Below are 13699 nucleotides of genomic sequence, written 5' to 3'. Positions count from 1 at the left end.
AACTCAGCACTTTCAGCTTTGCTTTCTTCACGAATGGCAGCAACCGGGCTGTAGTTTTGTAATTGAGAAGTTCCTCTTTTGCCCAATGCAATTTCAACACCTGCATGTGCGTAAGAGAACTTATCATTGTTTTGGGTAGCAGCACCATCGAAGTTATTGGTCTTCATGAAGTAAACTGTATAACCTAAATCAATATTTACTCCTTTAGATACACCTAATTTGAAACCAGCTCCAACCGGTACAAACCAGTGTTCGCCATAACCTGTACTTCCTGCATTCGGTACAACTGCACCTGTATTGCTATATACGTTAGCACTCGAAGACATATAACCAGCACCAGCTGTTACATAAGGCGAAAGGAAATTACGTTTTTGATTGATGCTTAAGTTAGCCACAGTAAAGTTTGCGCTTACTGCTGCAGACCAGTCGATCTTACTTTCAAATCCGCTTCCGTCCTGAGCTGCTGAAGGTGAAGGAAGATCGTTATCTCTTAAACCTTTTACTTTACCAGCAAGGAAGTCTGCCTGTATACCAAATCCTGGAAGGATTTGTTTTTTCACATAACCTCCGTATCCCCAGCTCTCCTGCGGAGTTTTGAAATCGCCATTAGTCCTATTATTGAAAGGGGTAAAGCTGGTTAACATTCCACCGTTTAAACCGATTGACCAGGTACGAAGGTCTTTTTTCTCAAAACGTTTTGTTGAGTCAGACGGTGCTGTCTGAGCAAATAGTGATGTTGATAGCCCTACAAGGGAAAGTACCAACGCCGATTTTGTAATTTTAGATTTCATCTTTTTATAGTTAGATATTAAATACATCCAGTATTGTACTGAATGATTAGGCTATAAGTAATAACCCTGCCAAAGCGATAATTGGCTCATAAATAAATCAAATCAATTCATTATGAATGGTTTAATTGTATGAATTGATTTTTTGTAAGAACTGACTTTCCGGGTTAAAAGTTCAATTAAGTGTATAGTATTTACTACAAAACCCCATAATGATCAATTTTAAACTGATGTTTTATTCCTGTTATCATTAGGTAAACCTTCAATGTTTTCTATCAGTGACCGTCAGATTGTTTAAGTATTTCAAGATAAATCTTTGATTTTTTGCGTTTTTTTGGCAAAAGAGTAAATTGATAATCATAAATTCTGATAGTTTTGTAGCACAGATACCCTGATTTATTCTTTTACCTATGAATTCGAATACTGTTGATTTAACCAATTGCGATAAAGAGCCTATACATATTCCAGGCAAAATACAGTCGCATGGCTTCCTTATTACTGTAGACATCCAAACATTAACCATAAATTATATTAGTGAGAATACCAGCAGTTTCATTGCTGCGGATGCTACAACATTACTGGGCCTTCCTTTCGGTCAGTTTGAAAACCTGGCCGGATTAAAAGAGGAGAGCGGACAGCTTCTTCAGCTGCTAAAATTGGGTGAAGCCCAAAAAAACTTTGATACGATTAATCCTTATCCCGTAAAAATTGACGGAAACAGCTATTATCTGATTGTTTCAGTTTCGGGAGATCAGTATTTGCTTGAATTTGAACCGGTAACCTTAGCTTATGATATTCAAAACCAGATTGGAAAATCTGTGTCTGAAATCCTGATGGGCAAAAACCTGCGGTCACTGTTGCAGCATACAGCTAAAGAGATCAGGGAATTGATTCACTACGATCGGGTAATGATTTATAAGTTTTTGGAAGATGGTCATGGAGAAGTAATTGCAGAAGTTAAAAATGAAGATCTGGAATCCTTTTACGGATTGCATTATCCGGCGTCGGATATTCCGAAACAGGCAAGGGAATTATATAAACTAAATTACACCCGTATAATTGCTGATGTCAACACGCAGGATGCATCGATACTTACACATCAAAATGCTCCGTTAGACCTGACGCACTCTGTATTGAGGGCTGTTTCACCAATGCATATACAATATCTCAGAAATATGGGAGTAGAATCGAGTTTTAGTATTTCACTGATTTTACATGGAGAGTTATGGGGACTGGTAGCCTGTCATAACTATAGCCCTAAGTTTATTGATTATAAAGCAAGGGAAGCAGCAAAACTCATTGGGAAGATAGTTTCTTCGGCATTGGAATACAGGGAAGATGAAGAGCAGGCAGAACAGCAAAATAATTATCAGACAGCAATAAATTCATTGAATTTTCATCTGACAAAAGATGAAGATTTGGTTACTGTATTAACGAAGCAGGAATACACCGTGAAAGATATTATTGGTGCAACAGGAGCAGCGGTATTATTTGGTCAGGAAATTTCTGTACTGGGACAAACCCCGGATCCAAAACAGCTTAGGGGCTTGTTTGATTGGTTAAAAGCGACAATGAACGATGCTGTTTATTATACACACCGTTTACCTGAGGTATATTATCCGGCTAAAGAGTTCAAACAAAACGGAAGTGGAATTATTGCGTGTATGATCTCCCGAGAAATGGATGAAATGATCGTTTGGTTTAAGCCTGAGCAGATCACCTTTATTCAATGGGCAGGCAATCCTGAAAAACCAGTATTGCCGTCTGCGGATGGAATGCTTAATCTGTCCCCCAGAAATTCATTTGAGATCTTTTCTCAGCTGGTAGAAAATACTGCATTAAAATGGACAAAAGTCGAAATTTCAAATGTGATCAAACTCAGGGAGAAGATCATCAATGCTATTAATAGGAAAGCGGGAGAGATCAGGATATTGAACGAAAGATTAAAGCGCGCTTATGATGAACTGGATACATTTAGCTACACCATATCACACGATTTACGGACACCGCTTACTTCAATAAAGAGTTATACCGAATTAGTTATTGCTACGAATAAATCTTTGGACGAACAGGGGAAAAAATTGTTGGGCAGGGTGGTAGCCGGTGCTGATAAAATGAATTTCCTGATCAATGAGATTTTGAAACTGGCAAGGGTAGGAAGGGTAGAGCTGGAACTTGTTCAACTGGACATGAACAGGCTGATCCGGGATGTTGCTGCGGAAGTTGTTTCTGCTTTAAAAGCAGAGCGTGTAAAAATAACCTTTGGTGAGCTTCCTGCTATTACCGGTACGGATGCATTGATTACACAAGTTTTTACTAATCTGATCGGCAACGCAGTAAAATATAGTGCAGCGAAATCAAATCCCGAAGTACATATTGAAGGGACTGAAATTGAAGATGAGATCATCTATAAGATACAGGATAATGGAATAGGTATTGCGGCAGATCACCACGAAAAAGTCTTTGAGCTATTCAAGAGAATGGATAACGTGAAAGATATTGAAGGCACCGGAGTAGGATTGGCGATAGTAAAGCGTATCCTAGAAAAGCACAATGCACGAATATGGTTTGAAAGTGAATTAGAAATTGGCACAATTTTTTACGTAGCATTTAGAAAACAATAATATGGTACTTCCTCCCGATATATTTTACGTCGAAGATGATCACGATTTTGCGTTTATCATGCAGTATGCTGTAAAAGAAGTTAGTGAATCTTTAACAGTGAGTATAGCTGAAGACGGGAACTCAGCTATTGCTCAATTACAGCGTTATGAAGATGAAAAACATCGCCCTAAGCTAATATTATTGGATTTAAATCTTCCCGGAATATCTGGTTTGGATGTGCTGAAGCGTATAAAAGAAATTCCTTTTTTCAAGTATGTACCGGTTATCCTGTTTTCTACTTCAGATAATTTGAACGATGTGAAAACATCCCTGGAAATTGGTGCAAATGCATTTTTAACTAAACCCAGCGGATACCATAACCTCATCACCTGCGTTAAGTCTCTTTATGACTTCTGGTTTCAGCAGAACAGAAGTATCAATTAATATTAAACAATTATAATGCTTCAGGATATATTAAAATCAGCTACTAAAGACAACCATGACGAGTTAGAATCGTTGATGTTTGTCAATGAGATCATGAACAAGACACTTACTCTTGAACACTATAAAACTTTATTGGCAACAAATTACATCGTTCATTCTGCTATTGAAGCGAAACTTCATGAAGCACTGGATAATGAATTAAAGCTGGAACTTGATATCAATCGCCGAAACAAGCTAGCTGCCCTGGAACAGGATATGCTGGAAGTGCAGCTGGACAAAGAAGAACTGGACGCACTGGATTTTGATTTCCTGGATGTAAAAGAATATACTAATGCCTCTGCCTTAGGAGCAATGTATGTACTGGAAGGTGCTACACTTGGAGGGAATGTGATACAGAAAAAACTCAGGGCAACTCCTGCTTTCCAAAATTTAAACCTAAATTATTATACAGTTTATGGTCAGCACTTAATGCCTAGCTGGTTATCTTTTGTAGAGGTCTTAAACAGCAGTGTTCCTGAAACAGACTTTTCTGTAGCCCGGGATAGTGCGGTTAAAATGTTTGAAAACATTGCTGAAGTGGCAAAAACTGTAAAAACAGTTCTTGCCTGATCGTATATTATAACTCGTATACTTCTCCTTTTTCGGGTATGGTTACGGCGTAACCTGCCTCGTCAATGGCACTGGCTAAGCTGTTCAGGCTGTTTGATTCTCCATGAACCAAAAACACCCTTTTCAATTTCTGTTGGTCCTGTTGGGTTACATTATTCAGGAGGTCGCCATGATCTCCATGACCACTCAGGAGGTCGGTTTGTTTAATCGTTGCAAAAACCATCAGGTCACGGTGACGTAGACGGACAATAGGATCTCCACGCAAAAGGCGGTTGCCTAATGTTCCCTTTGCGCAATATCCAATAAACAGAATGGTGCAATAATAATTTTGGATATTATGATACAGATGGTCTTGTATACGGCCTCCTTCCAGCATTCCTGCCGAAGAAATAATGATACAAGGTTCATGATAATTGGAAATGGAAATACTTTCTCTTTTATCCTGAACGTAGGAGAGTTCTTCAAACTCAAATTCATCTCCTTTATGGTTATAGAAATCCTGCGATTCCTCATTGAGTAGATGATGATGTTTGCGGTAAACATCCGTTGCAAAACTAGCCAGAGGACTGTCCACAAATATTTTTACCGGGGGCAGTAAGCCTTTACTGAATATTTTGTTTAAAGTGTAAACCAGTGCCTGTGTTCTGCCGATACTAAATGCGGGTATAATCAAGCGCCCCGGAAACTTAATACAGGTTTCATTAATAGTTTCTATCAGTTTTTGTTCGATCGTTGTATCCTTACTATGCATTCTGCCACCATAGGTAGATTCAGAAACCAGGTAATCTACCTGCGGTATCCGCTGGGGATCTACCAGCACGGGATAATTTTTTCTGCCTATATCTCCTGTAAAGGCTATTTTTTTCTCTTCTCCTTTGTCTTTAAGGGTCAATACAACTGCTGCTGCGCCCAATAAATGACCAACAGGAATAAAACGAAGGGAAATGCCTTCTTTAATCACAAAGTCTTTATCAAAAGCAATGGTAACAAAACGTTCCACCGTATCCATCACATGTTTATGCAGATAAAGTGGTTTTGGGCCTGAACCACCTCTTTTACCTTTAGATCTTTTATTCTGTTTACTCAAAAATATATTCACAGAATCCTGTAAAAGCAGTTCCGTAAGGTCGGCAGTAGGCGGGGTGCAAAGGATCTGTCCGTTGAAACCCATACGGACCAGGGTAGGTAAATTTCCTGAATGGTCTATATGTGCGTGGGTTAAAATTACTACATCAATAGTAGCAGGATCAAAAGGGAAATATTGATTTTCTTCCTGATAAGTATCTTTCTCATAATCAAGTCCGCAATCTATAAGAATATTATAGTTTTCTGACTGAAGTAGGTGCATACTTCCAGTTACCTGTTTAGCTGCTCCCCAAATTGTTAATTTCATCTCTCTATATATGGTTTCTGCTAGCCCCTTTAATCTGTTTCCTATTCAGGAAAAACAATTAAAAGATCAGCAATATATCCATTTTTAAGCTAAAATCGGCTAGTTGATTGTTTTATAAATTGCTATATTATTGTTACAACAGATTAAGCCTGACTTTGAAAGTATAATTTAATACTTCTGATAGTACCTTACTATTTACACATTTCCAGTTTAGGAGTTCATTTTTGAACTGAGGTTTTTCGAGTCCGGATTGTTGAGCGGCATAACTGTAAAAATCTGCCCGGCTGGGATGATCTGGCGAACAGGCATTATAGGTATAGCCAAATGCTTCCTCATCAATAATTTTTTTGGTAATCCCGATACAATCTTCCAGGTGGATCAAATTTATGGGGGCCAGGCCATTGGGGATATCCTTTTTACCTGCAAAGAACCTTCCTGGTTCTCTGGCAGGACCTATTAGACCTGCAAACCTCACTATAGTTGTAGTAAAGCCGTGGCTGCTTTTCAGTGCCAGTTCCGCGGCTAATATCGCTTTTCCGGAATCTGTTTCAGGAAGTGGGATGGTCTCTTCATTAACTTCTTCATTTTGATCGCCGTAAACTGAGGTAGAACTAATGAATATGATTTCAGGTACCTTATATAGAAATGCTGCTTTTATAATCCTTTCAATTTTTGAAAGAAAAGTATATTGTTCAGCTGTACTTCTTTTAGGCGGAATAGAAATGACCAACAGGGAGCACCTGAAAAAGGCGGGGTCAAACTGTTCTTCCTCTGCCTGAAAATTTACCAGGTAAGGGATTATTCCTGTTTGCTGCAGGCCAGTTAATTTTTCTGCTGTTGTACTGGAACCTTTAACGATATACCCGTCAGTTAGTAGTAGTCTGGCCAATGCCATGCCATACCATCCACAACCCAGAATACTAATTTCTTTATTTATCATTCACTTAATTATATCAGGTTCAACTACTCTACAATGATTGCACCTTCATAAAAAAAAGGGGTAATGCTTGTGCAATACCCCTTTTAATTTTTTTAACGAATTATTCTTACAGAACAGTTACATTAGAAGCCTCAGGGCCTTTTTTACCGTCATTCAATTCAAATTCTACATTGTCACCCTCATTCAGCTCTCTGAATGAGTCACCTGCAATTGCAGAAAAATGCACGAAAATATCTTTTCCTCCATCTTCTGGAGTTATAAAACCAAACCCTTTTGCAGAATTAAACCATTTAACTTTTCCTGTTGTACGCATATTAATATTATAAATTTCGCTGTGAAAATAATCAATTGAATATTAATATCCAAAATCTTAATCGCTTATTCTTATAATCAGCATATAAAAAAATCAAACCAGAGGGGCTTGTTTTTGTTGTTCTGGAAATATAAACTCAGAATCTATGTCAAATTTGGAGCAAAAAGCAGGCAGTTTATCAGCGCATGAACAAAAAATTAAAGACGCATATCGTGAAAAGCCAGATGAACTGGGGCTTGATTCAGATCATTCATCTGATACCTCAGTTAACTATGATAATGACAATGAGCGTACCTCACATAATCCTGATGGAGAAGATGATGACCATGATACAACCGAAGAACCGGGACATTCGCCGTTAATGGATAAGTAGCCTGGCAGTTACGTTGTTTTTTTTCTGATCTGGCTGGGTTGCTTTCTCTTTACTTTTCATGGTTTTATTGATTTACAGGTTATATTATGCTGTTATTCCAATTGTTTTTAAAAATTACAAAACAACTTGGCATAATTTTAGTAACTAACTTGATACAATTAATTCTCTAATAAAATTAAAAATGAAAAAGTTATTTGCAGTACTTGGAATTGCCTTAGCATTGACAGCATGTACCAATGCTAAAAAAGAAGAAGCCATCAGGCAGGCCGCTATAAAAGAAACAAAAGATAGCTTAAGGTTAGATAGTTTTAACCGCGCTGCTGTTGTCCAGAAAGAACAGGAAGCAAAAATTCAGGAACAAAAAAGGGTTTTAATGTTATCTGAAGCAAGGGCGGCAGAAAATGAACCGGCTGCTACATCATCTAATTCGCACTATTCTAAAAAGAAAAAGAAAGGATGGAGCAGTGCAGCATTAGGAACAGTAATAGGTGCAGGAGCTGGAGGTTTGGGCGGCGCACTAATTGACAAAAAGAAAGGTCAGGGTGCATTGATCGGCGGAGTAGCCGGAGCTGGTGCCGGATATCTTATCGGACACGGACAGGACAAAAGAAGGGCAGAAGGAAACTAATCTGCTCTATTATATTCTTAAATAAAAAAAGCCTGATTCAAATGAATCAGGCTTTTTTTATTATTTTTTTTCAGGAGGTGTAGAAACGATTTCACCGAACTCGTTTACGTATGCCATCATACTTTCTAAATCACCACCACTTGAGTTTTGTTGACGTTCTTGCTTGCGTTGCTCTTTATCCTCTTTTTTCTTCTGCCTGTTTTTTTCTAGTTGCTTCTTCATGAAGGTTGCCTGAGATTTAGCCATAAATTTCCTCGATTTAGTTAAAAAATAACTGTTCTCCGCTGTTATTACTTGTTAAGGCATTTCCAAAAACAATGTGTTGTATCGATAAGCCTGAATAAAACTTAAATTCTTTGGCTACAATATAGGGTAGGAGCCAGGAGAATTGAATCTAATCAACGGATGATTAGCAAGTAAGTATTAAGAGAAAAGTGTGTTTGTACTCCGTTCTATGCAAATATACAAAAAATATCTTAATTATATACCAAACCGGCAAATATGCCTGTGCAAGTATATATCTGCGAATTATTATTCTAAGGATTCCGGGTTTTATCAAAATGCCAAAATTGATAATACGAAAATATTCGGCATACGTCGATTAACTAATAGTTTATTAGAGGGATTGTATTGATTGCCTCTGTTTATTTAGTCTTATATTTGAATTTATTATTTTTTTAGCGAGAAAAAAAACAAATAAACAAAATTTTGATTTAAAGAATCGGCTTAGAGCTATTGAGAATATAATTTGGTACGGCAATTGACACAAGCATTGAAGTTTAGATTTATAGCAGTAATGCCATTTTAATTTGATGTATATAAAATTTGAAATTACGTAATGAATTTTTTACAAAAAATGACCTAAATTTATTTTGTACAGAATTTATAAATGAATGAATTTCAATTACAATTTGGATAGTAATAAATTTTGTTGGTATCTTGGATAGGAAATGGAATAATATTTCTTTATAAGATAAATATTAGGCTTAGGGGCTTTTAGATTTCGAAAATTTCATCAGCACGCTAACTATTATGAATAATTGTTGTTGTGTCTGTTTATTAAAACGTTTTACTATAGCTGTATCCGGTTGTTCTATTTTCGATGATGCTGAAAAATGATTAAAAAATTACTTTCAAATTTTTTCATTAAATGCGGGCAAGAATTAAAAGTAAATTCCATTTTTAAGATAGCTCTGTTATTAATTGTTTTTGTATTTGGAATTTCCAGTCGTGGAAGGGCAGAGAATCCTGGGGTTATAGTTTTGAAAACAGGAACACTCAGTTCGGCAAATAATTCTATTATCTATACGATTACTGTTATCAATACAGGAGATGTTCCCCTGCATAATATTATTCTTGATGATCCTAAGGCCTTCCCAAAAAATGCTATTCCTCTATCTGTTATCATTAATCCTGGTGATTCTTATACTTTAACTGGTGCTTATGCCATCACACTTGGAGAGAAGGATGCGGGAGTGGTGAAAAATACTGCAGATCTATACGCTACCAGTCCGGGTGGAACAACTCTTTACGTAGGTTCCCAGCCAAGTTTAACTGCCAGGCCAAACACGCCAACAGTTACCAATGTTCCGGAAACTCCGAGTGTTGCATTGGTAAAAACCGCTATATTAAGCACGGACAAAAATTCTATTGCCTATACTTTTTTAATAACGAACACCGGAAATGTCACGTTAAGCAGCTTCACTTTGGATGATGATAACTTTCCTGGGGTGTTTACTATACCTTCAGCAACAACTGTGGTTTCTAAATCAAGTTATCCGGTTCTTTCTCATACCTATCAGATTACCCAGGCAGACAGGGATGCTGATATGGTTATAAATACAGCCAAAGTACAAGCAACGAGTAATGTTAAGAAGACTCCGGTAAGTGATCTTTCGGGAAATACGCAGCTTGATGATACTCCTAATGTAATTCTTTTGCCTGAGCATCCATCTATCACCATGGTTAAAACTGGAGCCTTAAGTAATGATGGGAATAACATTCTCTATTCATTTGCTATTACCAATACTGGTGACGTAACTGTAAAAAATCTTACCATAACAGATCCCAAAATTGCCGGCGCATATACTTTTAGCCCTTCCAATAATGTAGCACCCGGTGCAACCGTTGTTGCTATGGCGAATTATACGATTCCCCAATTAGAAAAGGATGCTGGCAGGACAACTAATCAGGCTACGGTAAGAGGGACAACTACAGCTAACCATCCAACTGCGACATCGGGTAACGCTGTGGGTAATACTTTACCAACAACAATTATTATTCCTCCGCATCCATTGGTTAGTTTAGTAAAGATAGGTGTGTTGAGCCCCGATCAAAGTTCTATCCATTATACACTTACCATTAGTAATACCGGAAATGTTACCTTGAACAATTTTACACTCACTGATACAAAACTTTCAGCTTTTATAATACCAGCCAACATGCAGCTCGCACCAGGACAAAGTATGGCATATACAGGAGATTATGCCGTTACGCAGGCTGATAAAGATGCAGATCAGGTTACTAATATGGCTAAAGTTACAGCACTCAGTAATTTGGGGACCCGTGTTTTTGATAATTCAGGAACCGCAGTATCTAATGATCTTCCTACGGTAGTACCTATACCGGAAATGTCTTCAATTGCTTTGGTCAAAACGGGGGTGTATACTGCCGACACTAATACTATCAATTATACATTTACAGTCACCAATACTGGTACTGTAACATTGAAAAATGTGGCAATGACTGATCCGAAAATAAATGTTCCATTTATTTTTAGCCCTGCGGGTAATCTTGCTCCTGGTAAAACTACTGTTGCTACAGCAGTTTATGCTGTGCCTGCTGATGATAAAGATGTAGGCGAAGTAATTAATACGGCAACTGTAACTGCTAATAGTTCCAGTAAAACGGTTTCCGATATTTCAGGTACAGCACAAAATAACGATCTTCCAACGGTTGTGATTGTTTCTGATCGTCCCGCTGTTAATCTGGTAAAGACAGGGGTTTTAAGTAACGATGGGAATACTGTAACCTACAGCTTCATCATAAATAATACAGGTGATTTAACACTACAGCACCTGATTTTAACAGATGCTAAATTACCTGGAACTTTGGCAATTGATCCTGCTCAGTCAGTACGTCCGGGAGCCAGCAAAACATTAACAGCTATTTACACTGTTACGCAGGCAGAAAAAGATGCTCACCGGGTTGTTAATTCAGCAAGTATCACAGGAACAAGTTTTACGGGGTTAACTATAAGTGATGTTTCGGGAACCAACCCGTTAAATGATGATCCAACAGTCATTGCCGTACCCGAAAATCCTTCCGTGAAGCTGGTTAAAACAGGTATCCTTAGTACGGATGAAAATACCATTACTTATACATTTACACTGACTAATACGGGGAGTGTTACACTCAAAGGTCTTACGCTTACTGATGTAAAGCTTCCGGCCTTTATCATAGATCCTTCTGAGACATTAAGTCCCGGAGCGAACAAAATATTAACTGCAATCTATACTGTTACGCAGGCAGAAAAAGATGCTGGAACAGTTACAAATACAGCGGTTGCTACAGGAGTAAGTCCGGCAGGTACTATTGTAAATGATGTTTCCGGAACCACTCAGGACAACGATAATGCTACTGTTATTGCTGTTCCCTTGGTTGGAGCAATGAAAGTAACTAAACTGGCAAATGGTACTATACCAATTACACCTGGTAATCTGGTCAATTATACGTTAAAAGTAACCAATATAGGTACTGTCACTTTACGAAATATTTCGGTGAATGATCCGAATGCGGTAGTGACTGGAGGCTCACCTATTCCTGCCTTAGCTTCTCAGGAAAGTGCCGAGGTTACGGCCACTCATCAACTTACCCAGTCAGATATTGATGCCGGTAAAGTAATTAACCAGGCAACAGCGAATGGTACAATGCCTGACGGCAGTAGTGTAATTCAATTATCAGATGATCCTTCTACAGTGGCTGTCAATGATCCTACAATAACACCGATAACTGAACAAGGTGCTTTGGCTTTGGTTAAAACCGGAATAGTGAATGCTAACGCTACTATCATTACCTATACTTTTACCGTAACAAATACGGGAAATGTTACGTTAAAAAATATAACATTGAGCGATCCTCTTTTGGGTGGAATGATCAGTCAGAGTCCTTCTGATTTGTCTCCCGGGCAGTCAATTGTAATTACTCATTCCTATAATATGACTCAGCAAGACCGGGATAATGCTAAAGTTACAAATTCGGCCACGGCCACTGCTCTAACTCCCCTAGGTTTAACGGTAACAGATATTTCTGGAACAGACCCTTCAAATGATACGCCTACTGTGGTTCTTATAGGCACAATACCCGGTATTGATTTAGTAAAAACAGGGGTAATTACAACAGATTTTGCAACTGTTACTTATGCTTTCAGGGCTGTCAACACTGGAAATGTAACCTTACAAAATCTAAACCTTACAGATACAAAACTGAGTAGTAAAGTAGTACTAAGCAACACTGTGATAGAGCCGCGCGGAGTAGTGACGGGTACAGCTGTTTACACCGTTACAGATCAGGAAAAACGTGATGGACTGGTCAGTAATACTGCTACTATAACCGGTTCTACCCCTACAGGGGAAGGCAGCGCATCTGATATATCTGGTACAGCGGAAGATAATGATGATCCTACAGTGATTATTATAGACAAATCTCCGCAGGCAGTAAATGACCATGCAGAAACGACTATTGATCATCCTGTTACTTTTAGTATTACAGGAAATGATCTGCCTTCTTTCAATGGATTGGATGCGGGAAGCATCGTCATTACCAAATTTCCATTGTTTGGACAGTTAGAAATTCATACAGATGGAACCGTGACCTATACGCCTAACAGGGGTTACGCTGGTCCTGATGATTTTATGTATACCGTAACTGACCTAAAAGGAAAGTTGAGTAATAGGGCGCTGGTGAGCATTAATGTTTCATTGATTAACCTGTTTATTCCCAATACTTTCACTCCTAACGGAGATGGCAGGAACGATACCTTTCAAATTGTTGGGAAAGAGGATTTTGATAGTATTGATGTAGTAATTATAAACCGCTGGGGCAGCGAAGTTTATCATAACAGAAACTACCAGGATAATTGGGACGGATCAAACCTGGGAGAAGGTACTTATTACTATATCATTACATTAAAAAAAGGAACAAGTCAGGTCGTTAAAAAAGGCTGGATATTATTAAAACGATGAGATTAATGAATTTTTCAAAAAGGAGTTGCTGGTATAAGATAGTAACGATTAGCTGTCTGTTCTTTGCTGGCAGAAGCCAGGTAAAAGCGCAGCAGAATATCCAGTTTTCCCAATACATCTTTAACACGATGAGTGTTAATCCTGCTTATGCGGGGTATAAGGAAGAGTGGTTTGCGCAAATGGCCTTGCGCAACCAGTGGGTGGGATTACCGGGGGCACCAAAAACAGGACAGGTTTCTATCGATGGGATACTGGATCCGCAAACTACCAAACATGGCGTAGGGCTGCAGATCACTTCCGATCAATTAGGTGCACAATCTTCCACCTCCATTACACTGAATTATGCCTACCGCCTGCAGCTGGA

The 13699-nt window shown here is 38.3% G+C and carries 12 protein-coding genes; 7 read left to right on the top strand and 5 right to left on the bottom strand.

Annotation, left to right across the window (positions count from 1 at the left end; translation table 11 throughout):
• Window positions 1–791, bottom strand: a 791-nt coding sequence (locus tag GSQ84_RS27770; RefSeq protein ID WP_158800651.1) for an outer membrane protein, incomplete at its 3' end; no start/stop codon positions are given.
• Window positions 792–1198: 407 nt separating this feature from the next.
• Here GSQ84_RS27770 and GSQ84_RS27765 point away from each other — a divergent pair.
• The 3 genes from GSQ84_RS27765 to GSQ84_RS27755 are packed head-to-tail and all read left to right on the top strand — an operon-like array spanning window position 1199 to window position 4445.
• Entirely contained in the window at window positions 1199–3412 is a 2214-nt protein-coding gene (locus GSQ84_RS27765) for an ATP-binding protein (protein ID WP_158800650.1), read from the top strand.
• A 1-nt stretch (window position 3413) separates the two neighbouring features.
• Entirely contained in the window at window positions 3414–3836 is a 423-nt protein-coding gene (locus tag GSQ84_RS27760; protein WP_158800649.1) for a response regulator, read from the top strand.
• 15 nt (window positions 3837–3851) lie between these two features.
• Window positions 3852–4445: a biliverdin-producing heme oxygenase gene (locus GSQ84_RS27755; RefSeq protein ID WP_158800648.1), complete on the top strand. Its 594-nt coding sequence runs from the start codon at window positions 3852–3854 to the stop codon at window positions 4443–4445.
• A 7-nt stretch (window positions 4446–4452) separates the two neighbouring features.
• Here GSQ84_RS27755 and GSQ84_RS27750 read toward each other — a convergent pair whose 3' ends face one another.
• The 3 genes from GSQ84_RS27750 to GSQ84_RS27740 form a co-directional block, all read right to left on the bottom strand.
• Complete coding sequence (locus GSQ84_RS27750) at window positions 4453–5838, bottom strand: MBL fold metallo-hydrolase (RefSeq protein WP_158800647.1); 1386 nt, start codon at window positions 5836–5838, stop codon at window positions 4453–4455.
• Window positions 5839–5971: 133 nt separating this feature from the next.
• Window positions 5972–6778: an SDR family oxidoreductase gene (locus tag GSQ84_RS27745; protein ID WP_158800646.1), complete on the bottom strand. Its 807-nt coding sequence runs from the start codon at window positions 6776–6778 to the stop codon at window positions 5972–5974.
• Between the two features lie 106 nt (window positions 6779–6884).
• Complete coding sequence (locus GSQ84_RS27740) at window positions 6885–7091, bottom strand: cold-shock protein (RefSeq protein WP_037438206.1); 207 nt, start codon at window positions 7089–7091, stop codon at window positions 6885–6887.
• 145 nt (window positions 7092–7236) lie between these two features.
• Here GSQ84_RS27740 and GSQ84_RS27735 point away from each other — a divergent pair, with 145 nt between their 5' ends.
• Together GSQ84_RS27735 and GSQ84_RS27730 are read left to right on the top strand one after the other, a co-directional pair.
• A complete protein-coding gene (locus tag GSQ84_RS27735; protein WP_158800645.1) occupies window positions 7237–7464 on the top strand; it encodes a hypothetical protein in 228 nt (75 codons plus the stop codon).
• 181 nt (window positions 7465–7645) lie between these two features.
• Window positions 7646–8092, top strand: a complete 447-nt coding sequence (locus tag GSQ84_RS27730) for a glycine zipper domain-containing protein (protein WP_158800644.1) — start codon at window positions 7646–7648, stop codon at window positions 8090–8092.
• Between the two features lie 60 nt (window positions 8093–8152).
• Here GSQ84_RS27730 and GSQ84_RS27725 read toward each other — a convergent pair whose 3' ends face one another.
• Window positions 8153–8338, bottom strand: a complete 186-nt coding sequence (locus GSQ84_RS27725) for a hypothetical protein (RefSeq protein ID WP_090555833.1) — start codon at window positions 8336–8338, stop codon at window positions 8153–8155.
• An 869-nt stretch (window positions 8339–9207) separates the two neighbouring features.
• Between GSQ84_RS27725 and GSQ84_RS27720 the strand changes: the two genes are divergently transcribed.
• Window positions 9208–13335 carry a gliding motility-associated C-terminal domain-containing protein gene (locus GSQ84_RS27720; protein ID WP_158800643.1) on the top strand — a complete coding sequence of 1376 codons (4128 nt, stop codon included), beginning with the start codon at window positions 9208–9210 and terminating at the stop codon, window positions 13333–13335.
• 5 nt (window positions 13336–13340) lie between these two features.
• Window positions 13341–13699, top strand: a 359-nt coding sequence (locus GSQ84_RS27715; protein WP_158800642.1) for a PorP/SprF family type IX secretion system membrane protein, incomplete at its 3' end; no start/stop codon positions are given.

Origin of the sequence: Pedobacter sp. L105 (assembly GCF_009765875.1) — a bacterium.
Taxonomy (GTDB): domain Bacteria; phylum Bacteroidota; class Bacteroidia; order Sphingobacteriales; family Sphingobacteriaceae; genus Pedobacter.
This window is presented reverse-complemented; position numbering and strand designations above follow the sequence as displayed.

Coding starts and splice junctions, on each gene's coding strand:
- GSQ84_RS27765 (WP_158800650.1), top strand. CDS start 1,199: ATGAATTCGAATACTGTTGATTTAACCAATTGCGATAAAGAGCCTATA.
- GSQ84_RS27760 (WP_158800649.1), top strand. CDS start 3,414: ATGGTACTTCCTCCCGATATATTTTACGTCGAAGATGATCACGATTTT.
- GSQ84_RS27755 (WP_158800648.1), top strand. CDS start 3,852: ATGCTTCAGGATATATTAAAATCAGCTACTAAAGACAACCATGACGAG.
- GSQ84_RS27750 (WP_158800647.1), bottom strand. CDS start 5,838: ATGAAATTAACAATTTGGGGAGCAGCTAAACAGGTAACTGGAAGTATG.
- GSQ84_RS27745 (WP_158800646.1), bottom strand. CDS start 6,778: ATGATAAATAAAGAAATTAGTATTCTGGGTTGTGGATGGTATGGCATG.
- GSQ84_RS27740 (WP_037438206.1), bottom strand. CDS start 7,091: ATGCGTACAACAGGAAAAGTTAAATGGTTTAATTCTGCAAAAGGGTTT.
- GSQ84_RS27735 (WP_158800645.1), top strand. CDS start 7,237: ATGTCAAATTTGGAGCAAAAAGCAGGCAGTTTATCAGCGCATGAACAA.
- GSQ84_RS27730 (WP_158800644.1), top strand. CDS start 7,646: ATGAAAAAGTTATTTGCAGTACTTGGAATTGCCTTAGCATTGACAGCA.
- GSQ84_RS27725 (WP_090555833.1), bottom strand. CDS start 8,338: ATGGCTAAATCTCAGGCAACCTTCATGAAGAAGCAACTAGAAAAAAAC.
- GSQ84_RS27720 (WP_158800643.1), top strand. CDS start 9,208: ATGATTAAAAAATTACTTTCAAATTTTTTCATTAAATGCGGGCAAGAA.